Origin of the sequence: Pseudomaricurvus sp. HS19 (assembly GCF_009857815.1) — a bacterium.
In the GTDB taxonomy this organism is placed as follows: domain Bacteria; phylum Pseudomonadota; class Gammaproteobacteria; order Pseudomonadales; family Cellvibrionaceae; genus Pseudomaricurvus.
In genome coordinates, this window is sequence record NZ_WVVW01000017.1 from 73,278 (window position 1) to 93,267 (window position 19,990).

General features: G+C 57.7%; 20 protein-coding genes. 16 read left to right on the forward strand and 4 right to left on the reverse strand.

The genetic code is table 11. From position 1 onward, the window contains the following. Window positions 1-174: 174 nt before the first annotated feature. The 6 genes from GSF27_RS17040 to rpoS all read left to right on the forward strand — a co-directional run bounded on the left by GSF27_RS17040 (window position 175) and on the right by rpoS (window position 7,441). A complete protein-coding gene (locus GSF27_RS17040) occupies window positions 175-2,409 on the forward strand; it encodes a YgiQ family radical SAM protein (RefSeq protein WP_160971267.1) in 2,235 nt (744 codons plus the stop codon). Between the two features lie 9 nt (window positions 2,410-2,418). Continuing rightward, on the forward strand, window positions 2,419-3,393 hold the full coding sequence (truD, locus tag GSF27_RS17045) for a tRNA pseudouridine(13) synthase TruD (RefSeq protein ID WP_160971268.1): 975 nt from the start codon (window positions 2,419-2,421) through the stop codon (window positions 3,391-3,393). A 168-nt stretch (window positions 3,394-3,561) separates the two neighbouring features. Then, on the forward strand, window positions 3,562-4,203 hold the full coding sequence (locus tag GSF27_RS17050) for a protein-L-isoaspartate(D-aspartate) O-methyltransferase (RefSeq protein WP_160971269.1): 642 nt from the start codon (window positions 3,562-3,564) through the stop codon (window positions 4,201-4,203). An 89-nt stretch (window positions 4,204-4,292) separates the two neighbouring features. After that, window positions 4,293-5,198, forward strand: coding sequence for a DUF368 domain-containing protein (locus tag GSF27_RS17055; protein WP_304627216.1), 906 nt, complete (start codon window positions 4,293-4,295; stop codon window positions 5,196-5,198). Between the two features lie 266 nt (window positions 5,199-5,464). After that, window positions 5,465-6,250, forward strand: a complete 786-nt coding sequence (locus tag GSF27_RS17060; protein WP_160971271.1) for a peptidoglycan DD-metalloendopeptidase family protein — start codon at window positions 5,465-5,467, stop codon at window positions 6,248-6,250. Window positions 6,251-6,448: 198 nt separating this feature from the next. Continuing rightward, a complete protein-coding gene (gene rpoS, locus GSF27_RS17065; protein ID WP_160971272.1) occupies window positions 6,449-7,441 on the forward strand; it encodes an RNA polymerase sigma factor RpoS in 993 nt (330 codons plus the stop codon). Window positions 7,442-7,517: 76 nt separating this feature from the next. Here rpoS and fdxA read toward each other — a convergent pair whose 3' ends face one another. Together fdxA and mutS are read right to left on the reverse strand one after the other, a co-directional pair. Then, window positions 7,518-7,841: a ferredoxin FdxA gene (gene fdxA, locus GSF27_RS17070; RefSeq protein ID WP_160971273.1), complete on the reverse strand. Its 324-nt coding sequence runs from the start codon at window positions 7,839-7,841 to the stop codon at window positions 7,518-7,520. Window positions 7,842-8,036: 195 nt separating this feature from the next. Then, window positions 8,037-10,643 carry a DNA mismatch repair protein MutS gene (gene mutS, locus GSF27_RS17075; RefSeq protein WP_237457623.1) on the reverse strand — a complete coding sequence of 869 codons (2,607 nt, stop codon included), beginning with the start codon at window positions 10,641-10,643 and terminating at the stop codon, window positions 8,037-8,039. Between the two features lie 797 nt (window positions 10,644-11,440). On the opposite strand from mutS, the gene GSF27_RS17080 reads away from it, so the two are divergent. From GSF27_RS17080 to GSF27_RS17110, 7 genes are all read left to right on the forward strand, one after another. After that, window positions 11,441-12,001, forward strand: a complete 561-nt coding sequence (locus tag GSF27_RS17080; RefSeq protein WP_160971274.1) for a hypothetical protein — start codon at window positions 11,441-11,443, stop codon at window positions 11,999-12,001. A gap of 16 nt (window positions 12,002-12,017) precedes the next feature. Then, complete coding sequence (locus tag GSF27_RS17085) at window positions 12,018-12,551, forward strand: ATP/GTP-binding protein (protein ID WP_160971275.1); 534 nt, start codon at window positions 12,018-12,020, stop codon at window positions 12,549-12,551. A 1-nt stretch (window position 12,552) separates the two neighbouring features. Further along, window positions 12,553-13,881, forward strand: coding sequence for an ATP-binding cassette domain-containing protein (locus GSF27_RS17090; RefSeq protein ID WP_160971276.1), 1,329 nt, complete (start codon window positions 12,553-12,555; stop codon window positions 13,879-13,881). After that, window positions 13,874-14,065, forward strand: coding sequence for a hypothetical protein (locus GSF27_RS17095; RefSeq protein ID WP_160971277.1), 192 nt, complete (start codon window positions 13,874-13,876; stop codon window positions 14,063-14,065). The genes GSF27_RS17090 and GSF27_RS17095 overlap by 8 nt, the downstream gene beginning before the upstream one ends. 214 nt (window positions 14,066-14,279) lie before the next feature. Beyond that, entirely contained in the window at window positions 14,280-14,687 is a 408-nt protein-coding gene (locus tag GSF27_RS17100) for a hypothetical protein (RefSeq protein ID WP_160971278.1), read from the forward strand. 62 nt (window positions 14,688-14,749) lie between these two features. Beyond that, window positions 14,750-15,130 carry a roadblock/LC7 domain-containing protein gene (locus tag GSF27_RS17105; RefSeq protein ID WP_160971279.1) on the forward strand — a complete coding sequence of 127 codons (381 nt, stop codon included), beginning with the start codon at window positions 14,750-14,752 and terminating at the stop codon, window positions 15,128-15,130. 233 nt (window positions 15,131-15,363) lie between these two features. Beyond that, complete coding sequence (locus GSF27_RS17110; protein WP_160971280.1) at window positions 15,364-16,272, forward strand: 2Fe-2S iron-sulfur cluster-binding protein; 909 nt, start codon at window positions 15,364-15,366, stop codon at window positions 16,270-16,272. Window positions 16,273-16,345: 73 nt separating this feature from the next. Here GSF27_RS17110 and GSF27_RS17115 read toward each other — a convergent pair whose 3' ends face one another. After that, window positions 16,346-16,702, reverse strand: a complete 357-nt coding sequence (locus tag GSF27_RS17115) for a roadblock/LC7 domain-containing protein (protein ID WP_160971281.1) — start codon at window positions 16,700-16,702, stop codon at window positions 16,346-16,348. A 615-nt stretch (window positions 16,703-17,317) separates the two neighbouring features. Between GSF27_RS17115 and GSF27_RS17120 the strand changes: the two genes are divergently transcribed. The 3 genes from GSF27_RS17120 (at window position 17,318) to GSF27_RS17130 (ending at window position 19,572) form a co-directional block, all read left to right on the forward strand. After that, window positions 17,318-17,809 (forward strand): CinA family protein, encoded by a 492-nt coding sequence (locus GSF27_RS17120; RefSeq protein ID WP_160971282.1) that lies wholly within the window; start codon window positions 17,318-17,320, stop codon window positions 17,807-17,809. A 152-nt stretch (window positions 17,810-17,961) separates the two neighbouring features. Further along, window positions 17,962-18,999, forward strand: coding sequence for a recombinase RecA (recA, locus tag GSF27_RS17125; protein WP_160971283.1), 1,038 nt, complete (start codon window positions 17,962-17,964; stop codon window positions 18,997-18,999). 99 nt (window positions 19,000-19,098) lie between these two features. Continuing rightward, window positions 19,099-19,572, forward strand: coding sequence for a regulatory protein RecX (locus tag GSF27_RS17130; protein WP_160971284.1), 474 nt, complete (start codon window positions 19,099-19,101; stop codon window positions 19,570-19,572). A 78-nt stretch (window positions 19,573-19,650) separates the two neighbouring features. On the opposite strand, the gene GSF27_RS17135 is transcribed toward GSF27_RS17130, so the two are convergent. Next, the gene (locus GSF27_RS17135; RefSeq protein WP_160971285.1) at window positions 19,651-19,989 is read right to left on the reverse strand and encodes a hypothetical protein; all 339 of its coding nucleotides are present in this window, start codon (window positions 19,987-19,989) and stop codon (window positions 19,651-19,653) included. Between the last annotated feature and the right edge of the window lies 1 nt (window position 19,990).

The window sequence follows — 19,990 nt, forward strand, 5'->3', positions numbered from 1 at the left end:
GACACAGATGGCTGCATTTGTCCTGTCAGCTGCGCTGGCGGCGGATAAACCTTGCGCGTTAGCGGCTGGCCCTGTTTTCCGCTGTATAAAGGCGCTGATTTTTGGGAAAATAGGCGTCTTTGCCGGCTGCTGTATCCGTGCATTTCATAAGGTTTTCCTAAAGGTTTCTCTCCTATGTCCCGTCCTCTGGCCAAGCCCATAGCCGCGCCGCCCCTGTTCGGCTATCCCCGTTACTGGGCCGAGTGCTACGGCACTGCACCCTATCTGCCCATGAGCCGGAAGGAGATGGATGCACTGGGCTGGGACTCCTGCGACATCATTATTGTTTGCGGCGATGCCTATGTAGACCACCCCAGTTTTGGTATGGCGGTCATTGGCCGTTTCCTGGAGGCCCAGGGCTTTCGTGTCGGCATCATTGCCCAGCCCGATTGGCGCAGCGCCGAGGCGTTTGCTGCCCTGGGTAAGCCCAACCTGTTCTTTGCCGTATCGGCAGGCAACATGGACTCCATGATCAACCGCTACACCGCCGACCTGAAGGTACGCAACGACGATGCCTACACCCCGGACGGTGAACCGGGTAAACGGCCTGATCGCGCAGTGACGGTGTATGCCCAGCGCTGTAAGGAGGCGTTCCGCGAGGTGCCGGTGGTGTTGGGTGGTATTGAAGCGAGCCTGCGCCGGATTGCCCATTACGACTACTGGAGCGATGAAGTCCGGCGCTCGGTATTGTTCGATGCCACCGCTGATATCCTGCTGTATGGCAACGCCGAAAGGGCTATTGCCGAGCTGGCGCACGAGGTGGCACTGGGTAAGGATATCCGCGATTTGCAGGATATTCGTGGTACCGCTTTTATCCGTAGCGAGGTGCCTGCGGGCTGGACCGAAATCGACTCCACCCGTATCGACTGGCCGCAGCACATTGATGCCATTCCCAATCCCTATGCCATGGGCGAGGATGAGGGCAACCCGGCTACCTGCAGCAAGGCCGATAACAGCGCGCAAGACGATGAGGTTGCCGAAGAGGTGGTGCGCATTATCCCCATGCCATTGCAGGGCAAGAGCGATTGGCAGCTGGAGAAGACCTGTGTGCGCCTGCCCAGCTTCGAGAAGGTGAGCAAGGACGCCGTGCTCTACTCCCACGCCTCCCGGGTCCTGCATCAGGAGTCCAACCCATACAACGCGCGGGTGCTGGTGCAGAAGCATGGCAATCGCGAGTTGTGGGTCAATCCTCCGCCGATTCCGCTCTCCACCGAAGAGATGGACGGAGTGTTTGCGCTCTCTTACCAGCGTCGCCCGCATCCGGTCTACGGGGACGCCAAAATTCCAGCCTACGACATGATCAAGACCTCGGTGAATATCATGCGTGGCTGTTTTGGGGGTTGTACCTTCTGTTCCATCACCGAGCACGAGGGCAGGGTAATCCAGAGCCGCTCGCAGGAGTCGGTGCTGAAAGAGATCGAAGAGATTCGCGATAAGGTGCCGGGTTTCACCGGTTCCATCTCCGACCTCGGCGGGCCCACCGCCAATATGTATTTCCTTAACTGTAAGGATGCGGTGATTCACGCTAACTGCCGACGGCTCTCCTGCGTGTTCCCCACCATCTGTAAAAACCTGGTTACCGATCACAGCCCCACCACCGAGCTGTATCGCAAGGCGCGGCAGATTCCGGGTATCAAGCGCATCGCTATCGCCTCCGGCCTGCGTTACGACCTGGCGGTGCGCGATCCGGAGTATGTGAAAGAGCTGGTGACCCATCACGTGGGTGGCTACCTCAAGATCGCGCCGGAACACAGCGAGATGAACACGCTGGAAAAGATGATGAAGCCGGGTATGGACACCTACTACGACTTCAAGCGCATGTTCGACAAGTTTTCCAAAGAGGCGGGCAAGGAGCAGTACCTGATCCCGTACTTCATTGCCGCCCACCCCGGTTGTGAAGACGAGGACATGCTCAACCTGTCGTTGTGGTTGAAGAAGAACAAGTTCCGCGTTGACCAGGTGCAGACTTTTTATCCGTCGCCCATGTCCCTGGCCACGGCCATGTACCACTCCGAGCGCAACCCGCTGCACAAGCTGAGTTACAAGAGTGGCAAGCTCTACATCCCCCGCAAGCTGGAACAGCGGCGCCTGCAGAAGGCCTTCCTGCGCTACCACGACCCCAAGAACTGGGCGTTCCTGCGCAAGTCGCTGCTGGACATGGGGCGCAAGGATCTTATCGGCGACGGCCCCAACCAGCTGGTCCCCTGGGATGAGAAAAGTGCCGGCAAGCAGTACGGCAGTTATCAGAAGGCCATTGGCTCCCAGGGGCGCAGTGGTGGTGATGGAGCCCGTTCCAGTGACCGCCGCAAAGGTAAACAGACTGCGGGCCGCGGTGGTCGTGGCAGTGGCAAACCGACCCGTCGGCGCTGAGGATTGAGCATGTTTTCTCTGGAGTGGCCCTACGCTTGGGGCGGGCCGGCGGTGAGTGGCGATTTTCGCACTGAGCCGGAAGATTTCCGTGTCGATGAAGAGCTGGGCTTTGAGCTCAGTGGCAGTGGCGAGCACGTCTACCTGCAGCTGCAGAAGCGCGGTGATAACACCGAGTGGCTGGCCCGCAATATTGCCCGGCTGGCGGAGGTGACTCCGGCGGATGTGGGCTACGCCGGACTCAAGGATCGCCATGCCGTAACCCGCCAGTGGTTCAGTGTCTACCTGCCCAAGGGGGCCGAGCCGGATTGGCAGCAGCTGAATTCGGACAGCGTGCAGCTGCTGCACCATACCCGCCACAGCCGCAAGTTGCGCCGCGGCGATCACCGCTGCAACCGCTTTGTGATTCGCCTGCGCCACCTGCAAGGTGACCTGGTACGGCTGCAGGAACAGCTGCAGCTGTTAAAAACTCAGCCAGTGCCTAATTACTTCGGCCCCCAGCGCTTTGGTATTGAGGGCGGCAACCTGGAGCTGGCCCAACGGCTGCTGCTGGAAGGAGAGAAGATCCGTAACCGCCAGCGTCGCGGCATGGCAATGTCGGCTGCGCGCTCCTGGCTCTTCAATACGGTATTGGGAGCACGGGTGTGCGCGGGTGACTGGCAGCAAGTGCTGGCGGGTGATCCGGGGCTGGACGGCCAGCCCAGCGGCCCTCTCTGGGGGCGGGGTCGACCCCTCAGCAGTGAGGCGTGTCTGGAGCTGGAAAGTGAAGTACTGCAGCCCTGGGCCGGTTGGTGCGATGGGCTTGAGCATGTTGGCCTGTTGCAGGAACGACGCCTGCTGGCCCTCGCCGCCACGGAGTTTGGCTATCAGCTGGAGGGCGATGATCTGGTGGTGAGCTTCGCCCTGCCACCGGGGACTTTTGCCACTGCGGTATTGCGTGAGTTGGCGCTTCTGAAAGAGGTGCCACGTTCGGTGGATGTGCTATAGTCCGGCGGAAGATGCAGGATCCGGCGACATAAAAAATCCCGGCAGAGCAGCGGCTGAATAGGGCCCTGTTACTGCCAATAAATGCCAGTCGGGCCATCTCGGGGTCATTGTTACGGGTTTGTGGGGGAACAGAACAGGGTGAGCAGCCTGCAGTTACAGGGTATCGGGATGACGTCCCAGAGAACCAGGCAACGCCTGGTGCAGCGGTTAAAGGATCAGGGCGTAACGGATATTCGCGTCCTGGATGTTATGGCAGCAACTCCCCGACATATCTTTCTCGATGAGGCCCTCTCGCACCGGGCCTACGAAGACACCGCCTTGCCAATCGGTTTCGGCCAGACTCTCTCACAGCCTTATATTGTCGCCCGCATGACGGAGATCCTCCTGAATGCCGCCGGCAAGTTGCAGCGGGTATTGGAGGTGGGTACCGGTTCCGGTTACCAGACCAGTATTCTCGCCCAGCTGGTGCCCCAGGTATTCAGCGTCGAGCGCATCAAGCCCCTGCAGGACAAAGCCCGGGAGCGTTTGCGGCAGCTGGGCTTGCGCAATGTCGAGCTGAAGCACGCCGATGGTGGCTTTGGCTGGCCGGAGCGAGGTCTCTACGACGGCATTCTCAGTACCGCGGCACCGCGGCAAGTGCCACCGGAACTGCTTGAGCAACTGGCGCCCAACGGAGTGCTGGTGATTCCGGTGGGCGGTGACGAGCAGCACCTGCACCTGATTATGCGCGATGGCGACAGCGACAAGTTTGTCACCCAGGTGCTGGAACCCGTGCGGTTTGTGCCCCTGCTTTCCGGCGTCACCCGCTGACGCCGCTATCCCGCCTTGCCCGGGTAATCTTTTCATCCTCGATCGTTCTCAATTCAGGGAGTCCCATGTTGCAGGGAGTTGGTAGGTATTTGACGGTATTTCTGCGTGGTATGGCCATGGGGGCTGCCGATGTGGTTCCCGGCGTTTCCGGGGGCACTATTGCCTTTATTACCGGAATTTACGGGGAGCTGATTGACTCCCTGCGCAGCATCGACCATCGCGCGCTGCAGTGCCTGTGGCAAAAGGGTATCAAGGCGGCCTGGAACCACATTAACGGCAACTTCCTGCTGGCGGTCTTCGCCGGGGTGCTGCTCAGTATGCTCTCCCTGGCCAAGCTGGTGACCTGGTGCCTGGAACAGCAGCCCATTCTGGTCTGGTCCGGCTTTTTCGGGTTGGTGCTGGCGTCGGCACTGGTGTTGTTGCGGCATGTGCCCCGATGGACGCTGTGGCGCGGACTCTGGCTGTTGGCTGGCGTGGCCCTGGCGCTGGGGGTGTCGGTGTTGAAGCCCTCACAGCTGGAGCCCACTCCGCTGATTCTGTTTGGTGCCGGCGCGATTGCGATCTGCGCCATGATCCTGCCGGGAATTTCCGGTTCGTTTTTGCTGTTGATGATGGGGCTTTATACCGCTGTTATCGGCGCCTTGTCACAGCTGCAGGTGTTGACGTTAATGCCGTTCGCGGCCGGGGCAGCTGTGGGCCTGTTGGCATTTTCCCACCTCCTGAGTTGGCTGTTACACCGTTTTGCCGCCGCCACCATGGCGTTTCTCACCGGTGTACTGCTCGGTTCTCTGAACATCATCTGGCCCTGGAAGCAGACACTGGAGTCGGTCATCAACCGTCATGGCGAGCTGGTGCCTCTGGTACAGCAAAACCTGTTTCCCCACCAGTACGCCGCAATGACCGGCGAGGCGTCACAATGGTTGTTGGCGTTGGGTTGCGCATTGAGCGGTTTTGTTATCGTAGTGGTAATTGAAGCCGGTGCTGGGAAGGAGTGAGAGAGGTCTGTAGAATTTTCGCAATTGCGGGGATGAGATTTTCGTGGAATATGCTTATGACGGAAAAAGGAGTCTCTGCAGGAAGTCGGTAAATGTCACAAAACGCCCCTTATTTTGTGGCTTGTATAACAATTCTATAGATGCAATTCTCATATCCCCAAATGGGGAAGAAACAATTGATTATATTACTGGGCCGTAACCGAACGCCGGAGAAGCACCAGCCAATGCTCAAAGGCCGCTGCCAAACAATAATGAGTCACAGTGGCGTGTTCAAGATTTTGAGCATGATCCTGCTGCTGTCGGCCTGTGCAGCCGGTGGCAACCAGGCGCCGGTGCAGGAGCGCGGCGCTGCCATGAGCAGCGGGCGCAACTACCATATCGTGGCCCGGGGCGAGACCCTCTATTCTATTGCCTGGCGTTATGCAGTTGATTACAAGTCGCTGGCCCGGCGCAACCGCATTGACCGCAGCTACACCATCTATCCCGGACAGACCCTGTATCTGGACCGCCTGACTCCCCTGGCGGCCGCGCCACAACCCGTGCCAACCCGGCCAACTGCGCAGCCAGCGCAGAAGCCGGTTGCCGTGGCAAAACCCGTGCCTGCGCCTCGTTCAAAAACCCCGACAGTAGCGCCCAAGCCCGCTCCCAAGCCTGCCGCCAGACCGGCGGTCGCTGCCGGCGATGTGGCCTGGCAGTGGCCGGTCAACGGGCCGGTGATCAGCCACTTCTCGTCACAAAAAAGTCTTAATAAGGGAGTTGATCTCCGGGGACGTTTGGGTGAGCCTGTCCTTTCCGCCGCCGCTGGCACAGTTGTGTATGCAGGCAGTGGTATCCGCGGATACGGCAATCTGCTGATCATTAAACACAGCGAGCGTTACCTGAGCGCCTATGCACACAGCCGTCGCTTGCTGGTCAAAGAAAAAGAGAGTGTCAAAGCCGGTCAGAAAATTGCCGAGATGGGTAACAGTGGCACCGATCAGACAAAGTTACATTTTGAAATCCGGCGTGATGGCAAACCAGTAGATCCGTTGCTGTACCTGCCTAAACGTTAATCACCTGGTTACCTCCCCGGTGACACAGGATGCCAAAGCGTAACCGGAGTAAGAACGCTGCTGAGCAATTCAGTGGCTGCGTTGAGTAGAGAGTAGAGTGAAGAAGTTGGTCCACTGACTGAGGTTGGAACGTAAGGTCTCAAGGAAGTAAGAAGAACCTGCTACACACATAAACCGAAGACTCACAGGGCTAGTACCATGGCAGTACAGGAAGCTATCTATCGCGACAATGACGATGTAAACACTCCCAAAGATCTCAATTTCCTGGAGGATCAGGACAAGGACGATACCCCCGCACCAGGAAGATCTTCATCCGAACGCCTGACCGGTATTGAACCGGATAAATACCAGAAAAACCTGGACGCAACCCAGCTGTACCTTAATGAAATCGGCTTCTCGCCATTGCTGACAGCCGAAGAAGAAGTGTTCTTTTCCCGCAAGTCGCTGCGTGGCTGTGAGGCTTCCCGCAAGCGCATGATCGAAAGCAATCTCAGATTGGTGGTGAAAATTGCCCGCCGCTATGTCAATCGGGGGCTCTCACTGCTGGACTTGATTGAAGAAGGCAACCTGGGACTGATCCGCGCGGTGGAAAAGTTTGATCCCGAACGGGGTTTCCGTTTCTCCACCTACGCCACCTGGTGGATTCGCCAGACCATTGAGCGGGCCATCATGAACCAGACCCGTACCATCCGTCTGCCAATTCATGTGGTCAAGGAGCTCAACGTGTATCTGCGGGCAGCCCGCGAGCTGGCGCAGAAGCTGGATCATGAGCCAACCCCGGAGGAGATCGCCAACCTGCTCGACAAACCGGTAGCCGATGTTCAGCAGATGCTGGGGTTAAACGAGCGCATCAGCTCTATGGATGTACCCATTGGCCATACCTCGGACAAGTCGCTGGCGGAGACCATTCCGGATCAGCAGGTCTCTGATCCGGCGGCGCTACTGCAGGATACCGACCTCAACGACAGTCTGGATGGCTGGTTGACGGAGCTGACGGATAAGCAGCGCGAAGTGTTGGCGCGCCGGTTCGGGCTGCGTGGCTATGAGAGCAGTACCCTGGAAGAGGTGGGTCGTGAGATCGGCCTCACCCGGGAGCGGGTACGCCAGATCCAGGTGGAGGCCCTCAAGCGCCTGCGGGACATTCTGGAGCGTCACGGGCTGAATGCCGAGGAGCTGTTCAGTACGCTCTGAATTAATCAGCAAAGAGCAGACACAAAAAAACGCGGCTCAGGCCGCGTTTTTTTGTGTCTGCAAGGGGAGGGCCTAATCAGCGCTCCAGGTACTGCAGCTTGTTCTCCACACCGTCCCACTCTTCAGCGTCGGCCGGGGCGTCTTTTTTCTCGGTGATGTTGGGCCACACTTCCGCCAGCTCGGCGTTCAGCTCCAGGTAGACTTCCTGGCCTGCGGGCAGCTCGTCTTCAGAGAAGATGGCGTCGACTGGACACTCCGGCTCACACAGGGCGCAATCGATACACTCGTCAGGATGGATGACCAGGAAATTGGGACCTTCGTAGAAGCAATCTACAGGGCACACTTCCACACAATCGGTGTGCTTACACTTGATACAGTTGTCGGCAACCACAAAAGTCATGGTCTGAACTCCGTTTTACTAACAGTTGGAATTTTCATGGGGGTCAGGCTAATCCGCGGGATTGTACCAGCTAGATCCATCGGCGGGGAGACTTTCTCGGATATTGGTAATTGATTTTCCCGATATGGCCGTGCAGGGGAGTGTGCTGAGGAGAAAGCGCCGGCCCTGATCTGTCTCAGGGCCGGCCTGACGGCATTACAGTAGTCCTTTCAGCTGATACAGCATATCCAGCGCCTGTCGTGGGGTCAGGTCGTCGGGGTGCAGCTTCTGCAGTGCTTCCAGCGCGGGGCTGGTGGCTGCGGCAAACAGTTCGCCCTGTGCGGGGGAGGGCGCCAGCGGCTGATTTACCGGTTGAGTGGGTGCCTTAACCTGTGCCTTGCCAGCGTCGCCTTCCAGCTGCGCCAGTTGCTGCTGTGCCAGCTGGATAACCGGCGCTGGAATGCCGGCGAGCTTGGCCACCTGCAGACCGTAGCTTTTGCTGGCTGGCCCCTCCTGAATATTGTGCAGGAAGACAATATTGTCGTGGTGCTCGGTAGCATCCAGGTGGACGTTGGCCACGGTGGGGTAATCTTCGGGCAGTTGGGTCAGCTCAAAATAGTGAGTGGCAAACAGGGTGAAGGCCCGAACCCGTTCCGCCAGCTGGATGGCACAGGCCCAGGCCAGCGAGAGTCCGTCAAAGGTACTGGTGCCGCGGCCAATCTCGTCCATCAGCACCAGGCTGCGATCGCTGGCGTTGTTGAGGATGTTGGCTGTTTCGGTCATCTCCACCATAAAGGTAGAGCGGCCGCCCGCCAGGTCATCGGATGAGCCGATGCGGGTAAAGATGCGATCCACCATGCCGATGGTGGCCTGTTCTGCGGGCACGTAGCTGCCAATATGGGCCAGCAGCGTCACCAGTGCGGTCTGCCGCATGTAGGTCGATTTACCGCCCATGTTGGGGCCGGTCACGATGAGCATACGACGCTGGCCGTTGAGCACCAGGCTGTTGGGCACAAACGGGTGGTCGGATACCTGTTCCACCACCGGGTGGCGCCCGGCGACGTAGTGAATTCCAGGTTCGGCGGTCAGCTCCGGTGGTGTGAAGTTGAGGTTGTCGGCGCGCTCGGCGAGGGTTGCCAGCACATCCAGCTCGGCTACGGCAGCGGCGGCAATCTGCAGTGGCAGCAGCTCCTCATTGAGTCGTTCAATGATCTCTTCGTAGAGACCCTTCTCCCGTGCCAGGGCGCGGCTTTTGGCTGACAGGGCTTTATCCTCGAACTCTTTCAGCTCCGGGGTGATAAAACGCTCGGCGTTCTTCAGTGTCTGGCGACGGATATAGTCCGCGGGTGCGCCGTCAGCCTGGCCGCGGCTGATTTCGATGAAGTAGCCATGGACCCGGTTGTAACCCACCTTGAGGGTGCTGATCCCGGTACGCTCCCGCTCACGGGTTTCCAGGTCGAGCAAAAACTGTCCGGCATTGGTGCTGATATTACGCAGCTCATCCAGCTCACTGTCGTACCCTTCGGCGATAACCCCGCCATCGCGAATCACCACCGGAGGGTTTTCAACAATGGCGCGATCCAGCAGCTCTTCAAGTTCGGGAAAGGTGCCGATCTCGGTGGCCAGGCTGCGCAGGTGGCCGGCATCGGCTTCCTGCAGCTGGCTCTGCAGCAACGGGTAGGCGCTGAGGGAGGCAAACAGACGTGACAGGTCCCGCGGCCGCGCCGAGCGCAATGCCACACGGCCAAGGATCCGCTCCAGGTCACCGATCTGGCGCAATGTGCCGCGCAGGGTTTCAAAGTGGTAGTTATGCAACAGTGCCCTAATGGATTGTTGGCGCAGCTTCAGGGTGCTCAGGTCGCGCAGCGGGCGGTTAAGCCAGCGCCGCAGCAGGCGTCCCCCCATGGCGGTAGCGCTGGTGTTGAGCACATCAAAGAGGGTGTTCTCGTCGCCGCCGGTCAGGTTGGTGTCCAGCTCCAGGTTGCGGCGGGTAGCAGCGTCCATCACGACCGCTTCTTCGCGGTTCTCACTCTGCAGCGAGTTGATGTGGGGCAGGGCGGTGCGCTGGGTCTCCTTGGCGTAGGAGAGAAGGCAGCCGGCAGCGGCCAGGGCGACAATCATGTGGTCACAGCCGAAACCGGCCAGATCCTGGGTGCCAAACTGCTGGGTCAGCAGTCGTTGGGCGGTTTCCAGCTCGAACTCCCAGGGCGCGCGCCGGCGCAGGCCACGGCGCTGCTCGGTAATCTCGCTGATGGCCAGGTCCTCGGGCACCAGCAATTCAGCGGGGCTGAGGCGCTGCAGTTCGCCTAATGCCGCCTCCAGCCCCTCGACCTCCAATACCTGAAAACGGCCGGCGCCGATATCGAGGCTGGCGATGCCGAACTGTTCCTCACGGACGCACAGCGCCACCAGCAGGTTGTCACGACTGGCATCCAGCAACGATTCGTCGCTGACCGTACCCGGCGTGACAATACGCATCACCTTGCGTTCCACAGGCCCCTTGCTGGTGGCGGGGTCGCCGATCTGCTCGCAGATGGCAACCGAGACGCCCTTGCGCACCAGTTTTGCGAGGTAGCCATCAGCCGCGTGGTAGGGGATACCCGCCATGGGAATGGGCTCGCCGTTGGACTTGCCGCGGGCGGTGAGGGTCACGTCCAGCAGCTCGGACGCCTTTTTGGCGTCGTCATAAAACAGCTCGTAGAAATCCCCCATACGGTAGAACACCAGCTCGTGGGGGTGCTCCGCCTTGATCTTCAAATATTGCTGCATCATGGGGGTGTGCGTGGATTCGGGCACACTGGACTGATTTACGCTGTTTGTCATCACTACTCTGTGGCTGCTGATAGATTGGGCTTTATTGGTCGACGCTCCCCGGCCTCTCCCTTAAATAGAAAGCCAGAAGACAGGCATGTACGGCTGTCGCCAGGAGGGGCTCGTCATTAATGGGTCGGGATTTTACAGGTATTGACGGTGGTGCTGTAACCACCTGGCCAGAGGCCGGTACTCACCCGGCGGTTGGATTGCGCCGGGCCGCATCCGGAGGAGCGGTGCTGTCAGAACCTGAACGGCCAGTCTACGTGTCTGGCAGGGATTAGGGAATTGCCCTGTGTGTCGTTACAACCCGGCCCGGTGGCCTGGCTAATCGTTGGCTGTGAGGGTGGCTCGAGGCTGTTGTTGGCTACTGCTTTTCCTGCCAGGGAATAAATATTCATAAATTGTGAGGTGTTTCAAAAAATACGAAAAATGCCGTTGCGGTTTGTCTGTGGGGGCGGGCCTCAAGGTGCGCCAGACATTGGCAGTTTCTGTCAAAAGTGGTCTCTATTGAAGATCGATTTTTGAAATTATGATTGAAAAATAGCCTTACTAATTACATGTGATTATAAGATTTCTCTTTTAAAATCAAATCGCTATAAAATAATCCATACATAATATGTGGGTAAAATCAAGACCACAAAGAAATTATGGTTATGTCGCCTGAATCCTCTTGTTAAACGGTCGGCTCCCGTTAAAATCAAATGAAATATTAGGGATTGCTGAACTTGCAGGGAATGTTATATCAGCTTGAGGGGAACCCTGTGATAGACCAATTTTCGGCGGGCGCGTCGGCTCTGTTGGAGGTCGTGACTCGTTCACGGCAGAACAAAAGCGCCCTGCATATTCGCTTCCGCGATGGCGGTGAGTTACTGATTTTGGGGAATAAAGACACTTATCTGCAGAAGGCGTGCAACGTCGCAGAGATGATGTCTGGATTCTATGACTATGCGGAGGCTGTCGAAATCGACAGCCGCTCGCCCATCCTGGCGGAGTTTGAAGGCAAGGGCCGTGCCCTGACTGAGTTGCTGTGGGTGCTGACATCAGCCTTGTTGGCTGCCCAGAAGGCCGAGATCTGTAAAAGAACCGACGTCTACCGTTTGAGCAGCTGGCCCAATCTCACCCGCTTGCCGCACAACTCGACCGCCTACTCCATCGCTGCGTTGTTAAGCCGGCAGCCACATTCGTGCCGGATCATCGCCAGCAAGCTGAAGATCAGCATTGAGGACGTCCACGACTTTTGTGCGCCGGCACTGAAGTGCGGGCACATAGAGCCGGTCAGTAAATCCGTTGAAGTGACCGCGGAGGAGCTGTTGCCAAAAGCCAGTTCCTCCTTCCTCTCCTCCGTGTTGTCGCGGTTACAGGGCTAACGATTGGGTGACATCGATGGAGCATAAAATCATCTTCGCCGGTACGGTGAGCGCTGGTAAAACCACGGCTATTTCCTCGATCAGTGATATCGAGGTCGTCGCTACCGAAGAGAAGGCAACCGACGAAACTGCGCAAAAAAAATCCCTGACTACCGTGGCCATGGATTACGGTGTGATGAAACTGGACGGGGGTGACCGGCTGCATCTCTATGGCACGCCGGGGCAGGAACGTTTCAGCTTTATGTGGGATATCCTCACTATGGGTGGGCTGGGCCTGGTTATCCTGATCGATAACAGCAGCGAATCTCCACTGGAGGACCTGCGCTTTTACTTTTCCGCGTTTAAGGACTTTATCCGCAAGAACCCGGTGGTGATAGGCATCACCCATATGGACGTCAGTCCTGCCCCCCGCTTGAGTGACTTCCATGATGTTATCAAGCAGCTATCCGGCTCAGGTGTCCCGATCATGGAGGTGGATGCGAGAGAACCTGCAGATGTGAAAAACCTGTTGCAGGCGCTCTTTGCCCTGATCCAGTTCAAGGCTGCATAGCATGGATAACAGCGGTGCCATATTGTCGCTGGCCGGCTTTGGCCTGTCGATGCTGGAGCGGGTAATACTGGCTGACGTTAACCTCACCATCACGGAGCCGGGGATAACCTGCCTCGCCGGGCCGGCAGGAACCGGCAAATCCACCTTGCTGCGTACCTTGGCCGGCTTCAATGCCAGCAATCCCAATATCCAGACCTGGGGCGAAGCGCGCTACTGTGGTGCCCCTCTGGGTGCCGGGGACAGTCCGGCCATGGTTATGCAGAGTGCCCGGCTGCTGACATCCAATATTCTGCAAAACGTTCTCTACGATTTGCCTGAGAAGGGCACCCTGGGGCTCGGCGACCAGCGTGATCTGGCCGTGCGCTTGCTCGAAGACGCCGGCCTGCAATCACTGGTGGACAAGCTGTATCGACCGGTTCAGGAGTTGGACTTCGCCGACAGCCGCTATCTCTCCATTGTGCGCATCTGTGCCAGTAATCCGCGCATGATTTGCCTGGATGAGCCGACCACTGGCCTGAGTGAAGGGGACTCGGAGCGCTTGCTGGAGTACATCCGTTGCCAGGGCAGCAAACGTGCTGTGCTGATTACGCTGCACAACCAGGCACAAATGATGGCCCTGGGTGGTAACACGGCATTGATGACCGGTGGTGTCCTTAAGGAGATGGTTCCCACTTCGCAATTCTTTGCCGCCCCTTCTACTGATGATGCCAGGACGTTTGTGCGCACCGGCTCCTGCCCGTCTCCGTCGCCGGGAAAAGTGCAGGAACACCCGGACGATGAGTTGCCGGATGAGGTGATAACACCTAAGCCTGCACCGGCCTGGAAGAGTGAAAGCTTTGGGCCGCGTGACTTTTTGTGGTTGCACAGGGGCCAGCTGGCGGGCACTCCGCGGCCGGGTGTCTTCCATGAAACCTCTTATGACCTGGCGGCATTGAAGCGCGTCGGCATTACCTGCTTGTTGAGTCTTACCGAGCTGCCGCCCAATGAGCCGGCCATAGAGACAGACCTGCTGGCTGAATTCGGTATTCGCCATGGCCAGTATCCGATACCGGATATGTGCGCACCCAGCGTGGATCTGGCCACCACTATCTGCAGCAAAATCGACGAGCTGATCTCCGCAGGTGAAGTGGTTGCCGTGCATTGTCGCGCCGGCCTGGGCCGGACCGGTACGGTTTTGACCGCCTACCTGATCTGGCAGGGCGTCGATGCGATCACGGCTTTGGAAACCGCCAGGAAGATCGAGCCGCGCTGGGTGCAATCCCGGGAGCAGGTCAATTTTCTGGAACAATTTTGTCAGCACGTACGAGGCGAAGAGTTAGAACATGCTTAACCGGATTTTTGGCGAAGGTGGGACTCAGGCAACTCCGGAAAAACGCGATAGCGAGTTACGGGAATTACTTGCTTCCTTTCTCACAGAGGGCACTTTTTCCGCGCCACTGGTGGCAACAGCCAGCGTCGTGGAAATCGACAGAATGACGACAGAGATCAAAGACGCACAAGTTGCCACCAACTAGCCTGAAGGCAAGTGTGTGGCTTTTGCGGTGTGCTGTGCAGGGCCGGTGGCCTGTTGCAGAGACCGCTGCGAGGTTCGGGCTTCAACGTCCGGATGTGCGCGATGCTGCCCGGAATCGGGGCAGACAGAATTGACCTGAAGGCAGGAATAAACCTCTGCTGACGGGGCGATAGCCAACTAAAAAATCAACTTGGAACAATATGAGGTAGCCATAAATGGGAACTTTAGATGATGCATTGGCAAAAGCAATTGCCGCCGTACCGGAATGTCTGGCGGCGGGCTATGTCGATGTAGGTAGCGGCATGTTGCTGGGGGTCAAAACTGTGGATTCCCACCCCAGCGAAGTTCTGGATCTGCTTGCCGCTGCGACCCACGATCTCTTCCAGGGGCCCAATGTATCCAGTATTGAGCAACTGTTTAAGCGGGCCCGGGGGCTGGTGGATGATGGTTATCACTACTTCAAGGAAGTGATTGTCAACTCCGAGAACCTGATTCACGTGTTTATCCGCAGCAAGAAGGATCCAGATCATGTGGTCTGTTTCGTTTGCCGTCTGTCTGCCAACCTGGGCATGGTGCTGACCAAGTCCCGCAGCCAGCTTCCGCTGCTGGAAAGCGCACTTTGATCGAGCGGCCACGGTCCCTGAAGGGACTGTGGCCTTATTGATATTCAGGAGAGAAAGTTTCGATGAGTATCGAATCCAACGCGTCGCAAATCCGTTCGGTACTGCGCGGTCTGAACGGATCGTCGGACGGGGAGATTGAGGCGTCCGTGGTGATCAGTACGGATGGTTTTCCACTGGCTTCGGCGCTGAATGACAACATCGATAGCGATCGCTATGCGGCAATGAGTGCATCACTACTTTCCCTCGCCAACCGTACGATCGAAGAGATCCACATTGGCAGGATGCGTCAGGTGATGGTGATCGGCACCGAGGGAATGATGCTGCTCAACTACGTCTCTTCGGAGGCTGTGTTGGCTATCGCGGCCAGACCCAAAGCCAATCTGGGCAAGATCCTGATAAACACCAAGAATTGTGTTGCCAGGCTGCAGCCATTCTTCAAGTGAGATCGGGGGTATTTTCGGGCAGGTATTGCAGGCCTGATAGTTAACCTGCTGATACTGTGACGGGGTGAGGCAAGGTGTTTCAGCCCGTCCTGCTACCGTCGCCGCTCGCACCATGCCCGGGTTACCGCAAGGTGTTTGGAGCAGGCGCCGCCCGGAAGGATTGCTGCCCCAAACCAAATTTCCTGCTCCAATGGCCTGGAGGCAGGCGATGTATGCCAAAGGTGTAGTCGGAAATGAAAGAGCTGGTATACGACGGTGAGGCGTATGACTGTCGGAAGGGGGAGACGGCGCTGCAGGTATTGTTGCGTCACGGAGTAGACGTAAACTACTCCTGCAAGAAAGGCGTTTGTAACGCCTGTATGTGCAAGGCAACCCAGCCCGCCGCTGCACTATTTACCGGTAGCCTGCCACAAGACTTGATTGATAGCGGGTATTTCCTGCCTTGCCGGACTACGCCGTATACAGGCTTGAGCTTCGGCCCGGTTCAGTCCGGCGAGACCACTGCCACCGCCGCAGTTACTGAAAAGACCCGGCAGGCACCGCTTGCCGGAGAGCAGGACATGGGCGATGAGCGTCCCTGGCCTTCACCTTGCGAGTCGTTGTGGCGGCGATTGCAGGCAGACGGCGATCTGTTAAAAGAAATCATCGACGATTTCTATGATGCGGTTTTCGAAGACGACATCATGGCGCCCTATTTTCAGAAGTTCACCAAGCAGCGCTCGAAAGAGAAGGTGTACAGTTTCTACAAGCAGTTGTTTAGCGGTGAAAAGTGCTACTTCGGAGATCGTCCCCGCAATGCCCATCACTGGATGGTGATTCCCAATGAGGTGTACGACCACCGCTTGCGCTTGTTGCTGGGCTTTATGCGCAAACACGGACTCTCTGAAGAAATGATCGCGTTATGGTTGCCCTATGAGGAGTACTACCGAACGGATATTGTCAAAACCTCACCGCGGGGCCGCAAGGTGGGTGATATCTATCAGCCTGCCGGAGGCTTCGATTACGAAATCCTGGATGAGGGCTCGGTCTGTGATTCGTGCGAAGAGTTTGTGGATAAGGGGACGCGGGTTATGTTCCACCTGCGTACCGGCCAGATATATTGCCCGGCTTGCCACGATAAGGCAGCGGTGGTTGAAGCCTGACGGTTGGGCCGATATGTCTGGAGTACTGGAGTAGCCTGAACTGCGCTGCTGCGGCCGCTCTGGCAACCGGGTCCTAGAAGTAGCGGATCACCCGGTTAATGGTTTTCAGCGTTAACAGCTGCAGCTTGGTAGAGTTGATCTGCGGGGTCGACATACAGGCCAGGTAGCCCTTGTCCTCAATGGGGAGCAGGCAAACACAGCCGCTGTCCGAGCGGACAAATATCTCTTTGACGTTGCGATAGTCCACTTCATTAATGACCTGTTCGCACAGCCGTTGCAATTCGGCGAAGTAGGCCCCGAACAGGTCGGGATCAGAAATATTTCCCCTGTGCGAGATGGCGAGGCCATCCTTGCTGGTCACCATGGAGACCAGAATTTCGGGGCAGGAGTCGTGCAGCTCTTTCAGTAAGTTTTCAATACCTTCCGACAAGGGATGCTCCAGGCGGGTAGTGAGTCAGGCAATCATTATTATGTGGAGAACTACGGCTTGGCAGTGTGATGGGTGCTGGATTTCAACATCAAAAACGGCACGTTGTTAGCTGCTGGTTGCTGCGGATTAAAGACACTGCACGCTGTCGTTGTTCACCACTCTCGTGTCAAAAGAGTTTAACGGATCAACTGTAGTGATTCCATGATAAAGCGCGGACTCGGATAGCTTTTTTAACGCATTGTGTGATCGCTGTGGTAGCCGTGAACAGCTGCGGCTGGGCAGTGCCGGTTCGGCGTGGTGTGCGAACACTTTACATCAGTATCGGCATCGGTATTGGCTGGATCAGGTGGATGGTCAGATTCGGGTCGGTGCGGTTTGCCTTCTTGCCCGGTAAGTCTCTGTCCACTACGCCTGGGTGAGTGATGGCTATTCAAGTCTGCAGGCTTATTTGCTGTTTGTGTATTGGTCGTGGGGGGAGCGGCCTGCATCACGGCGGTGGCAGTGGTCGCTGGGGCCGGGTGTGTTGATCCGCCGGCTCCCGGTCGTCATGATGCCGGCTTGTTCCTGAATCCTGGTTCGCGCATCATATCCACTGGCTTTGAGGTGACCTGCAGCATGACATTCGACACCCGAGATTTGGCCCGGCAACTGGGCGCAGAACTGCTTCAGCGGCACTGGCGTGTGGGCACGGCGGAGTCCTGTACCGGCGGTATGGTGGCGGCGGCTGTCACTGATATCGCCGGCAGCTCTGGCTGGTTTGACGAGGGGCTGGTCACCTACGCCAATAGCAGTAAAGAACGGCTGTTGCAGGTATCGGCGACTTTGCTCAGCCAGTATGGGGCGGTCAGCCAGCCGGTGGTGGAGGCCATGGTGGCGGGTGTTCTGGCGAGGGGGGCTGACCTGGCCCTGGCCACCAGCGGTGTTGCCGGCCCGGATGGCGGCACGGCCGACAAGCCGGTGGGTACCGTCTGGTTTGCCTGGGGGAGTACCCGTGGCATCCATTCCGAGGTGCAGTACTTCAGTGGTGATCGACAGGCGGTGCGTGATCAGGCCACAATTCATGCCTTGCAGGGAGCCTTGGAGCACCTGTCGAAATCTACTGTATAAAAAAATAGTACTGTTTTCTTGTACAGTAAAAATTTCTGTGCTTCAATGACTCCATCGTACATACAGCTCCGTCGGCGCGGCATCTGGACCAGCGTCGTACCAAGCCAACTAACCGTTTAAAAACCGATCAGACGAGACACGCGAGGTCAGCCATGGATCCGAATAAAGAAAAAGCTCTGCAGGCCGCACTGGGACAGATCGAACGTCAGTTCGGCAAAGGCACTGTGATGCGCATGGGCGACCGCGAGCGCGAACGTATCCCGGCGATCTCCACCGGCTCCCTGGGACTGGACGTCGCTCTGGGTATTGGTGGCCTGCCAAAAGGCCGTATCGTCGAGATCTACGGCCCGGAATCCTCCGGTAAAACCACTCTCACGCTGCAGGTGATTGCCGAGGCCCAGAAGGCGGGCGGTACCTGTGCCTTTATTGATGCCGAGCATGCCCTGGACCCGATTTACGCCGAAAAGCTCGGCGTCAATGTAGACGACCTGATTGTTTCCCAGCCGGATACCGGTGAACAGGCACTGGAAGTGGCCGATATGCTGGTGCGCTCCGGAGCCATTGATGTGCTGGTGGTGGACTCCGTGGCGGCACTGACTCCCAAGGCAGAAATTGAAGGCGAGATGGGTGACCATCACGTTGGTCTGCAGGCCCGCCTGATGTCACAGGCGTTGCGCAAGATCACCGGTAACATCAAGAACGCCAACTGTCTGGCGATCTTCATCAACCAGATCCGTATGAAGATCGGCGTTATGTTCGGCAACCCGGAAACCACCACCGGTGGTAATGCGCTGAAGTTCTACGCATCCGTGCGCCTGGATATCCGTCGTATCGGTTCGGTGAAGGACGGCGACGAGGTGACCGGCTCCGAGACCCGGGTCAAGGTGGTCAAGAACAAGGTGGCACCGCCCTTTACCCAGACCGAGTTCCAGATTCTCTATGGGCAGGGCATTAACCGTCTGGGCGAAGTAATTGATTACGGCGTAAAGCTGGGGCTGGTGGAAAAAGCCGGTGCCTGGTACAGCTATCAGGGTGACAAGATTGGCCAGGGTAAAAACAACGTGGTGAGATTCCTGCAGGAGAATCCCCAGATTGCCCAGGCCATTGAAGCGGGTATTCGTGCTGAATTGTTGCCACCGCCAACCTCCAAACAGGCCGCGGTAGCAGAAGCCGAAGAGGCCGAGGCCTGAGGTCCGGCGCGTAAGCGCAGAAACTCGTCAATTCTCACAGTTAGTGAATCTGCCCGCCGCTAAGGCGGGCAGGGTCTATCTTCCCCCGGAGGACTTCATATGACCACGGAAGCCCTCAATCCCGAACAGCTATCCCGACAGTTACGCTGGAATGCCATGGAGCTTTTGGCTCGGCGGGAGCACTCCCGGCTGGAGCTGGCGCGTAAGCTCCGGCAGCGCCATGCCGATTCTGATGGCCAGATCGAGGCGGTACTGGATCAGCTGGAAGCAGACAGCCTGCTCAGCGATACACGTTTCGCCGAGGCTTATACCAGCATGCGCCTGCGCAAGGGATTTGGTCCCGCCCGCATAGAGCAGGAGTTAAGGGAGCGGGGTGTGTCTGCAGAGCACATCCGCGATACGCTGGCGTCGGCCGATGTGGACTGGTTCGAACAGTCGAGGCTGGTGCTGAAGAAGAAATTCTCCCGTCCACCGACCGACGCCGCTGCCCGTGCAAAATGCGCTCGTTACCTGCAATACCGTGGCTTTGATTACGAGCAGGCGCGCTACGCCATTGAAGGCCTGGCGGGCTGAAGGCGGGGCCCTGCCGGCAGTAGTGCGTGAGTTACCCGGCCTCTGGATGGTTGGACCACTGCTTATTTGACATCGTGTTCAGATCAGCTCCTGGTCATCCAGGAAACTGTCTTCGGTTGGCTCGTTGAGTGAAGCCCGCAGTTTCTCGCGCAGCAGTAATTTCTCCTGCACTGGCAGCGGCAGTTCCGTAAACAGAATCAGGTTTTTCTGTATCAACAGCTGTATCAGGTCCTCAGTGACCCGGGCCAATTCCCGATCGGATACCTCCAGGGCGCCTCTGGCGTCGTCCCCGCTTTTTAATCCAAGAAACTGCATCACCTCTTTATTATCTGCTGGCAGAAACTCCTCCAGGCCGGAGGCTGGCTCTTTTAAAAGGGCAACGATTTCGGATTTGGCATTACGGATGATGTAGGGCACT

Bases quoted from the DNA above. Each gene is read 5' to 3' on its own strand.
- GSF27_RS17040 (WP_160971267.1), top strand. From the start codon at position 175: ATGTCCCGTCCTCTGGCCAAGCCCATAGCCGCGCCGCCCCTGTTCGGC.
- truD (WP_160971268.1), top strand. From the start codon at position 2,419: ATGTTTTCTCTGGAGTGGCCCTACGCTTGGGGCGGGCCGGCGGTGAGT.
- GSF27_RS17050 (WP_160971269.1), top strand. From the start codon at position 3,562: ATGACGTCCCAGAGAACCAGGCAACGCCTGGTGCAGCGGTTAAAGGAT.
- rpoS (WP_160971272.1), top strand. From the start codon at position 6,449: ATGGCAGTACAGGAAGCTATCTATCGCGACAATGACGATGTAAACACT.
- fdxA (WP_160971273.1), bottom strand. From the start codon at position 7,841: ATGACTTTTGTGGTTGCCGACAACTGTATCAAGTGTAAGCACACCGAT.
- mutS (WP_237457623.1), bottom strand. From the start codon at position 10,643: ATGACAAACAGCGTAAATCAGTCCAGTGTGCCCGAATCCACGCACACC.
- GSF27_RS17085 (WP_160971275.1), top strand. From the start codon at position 12,018: ATGGAGCATAAAATCATCTTCGCCGGTACGGTGAGCGCTGGTAAAACC.
- GSF27_RS17090 (WP_160971276.1), top strand. From the start codon at position 12,553: ATGGATAACAGCGGTGCCATATTGTCGCTGGCCGGCTTTGGCCTGTCG.
- GSF27_RS17095 (WP_160971277.1), top strand. From the start codon at position 13,874: ATGCTTAACCGGATTTTTGGCGAAGGTGGGACTCAGGCAACTCCGGAA.
- GSF27_RS17100 (WP_160971278.1), top strand. From the start codon at position 14,280: ATGGGAACTTTAGATGATGCATTGGCAAAAGCAATTGCCGCCGTACCG.
- GSF27_RS17105 (WP_160971279.1), top strand. From the start codon at position 14,750: ATGAGTATCGAATCCAACGCGTCGCAAATCCGTTCGGTACTGCGCGGT.
- GSF27_RS17110 (WP_160971280.1), top strand. From the start codon at position 15,364: ATGAAAGAGCTGGTATACGACGGTGAGGCGTATGACTGTCGGAAGGGG.
- GSF27_RS17120 (WP_160971282.1), top strand. From the start codon at position 17,318: ATGACATTCGACACCCGAGATTTGGCCCGGCAACTGGGCGCAGAACTG.
- recA (WP_160971283.1), top strand. From the start codon at position 17,962: ATGGATCCGAATAAAGAAAAAGCTCTGCAGGCCGCACTGGGACAGATC.
- GSF27_RS17130 (WP_160971284.1), top strand. From the start codon at position 19,099: ATGACCACGGAAGCCCTCAATCCCGAACAGCTATCCCGACAGTTACGC.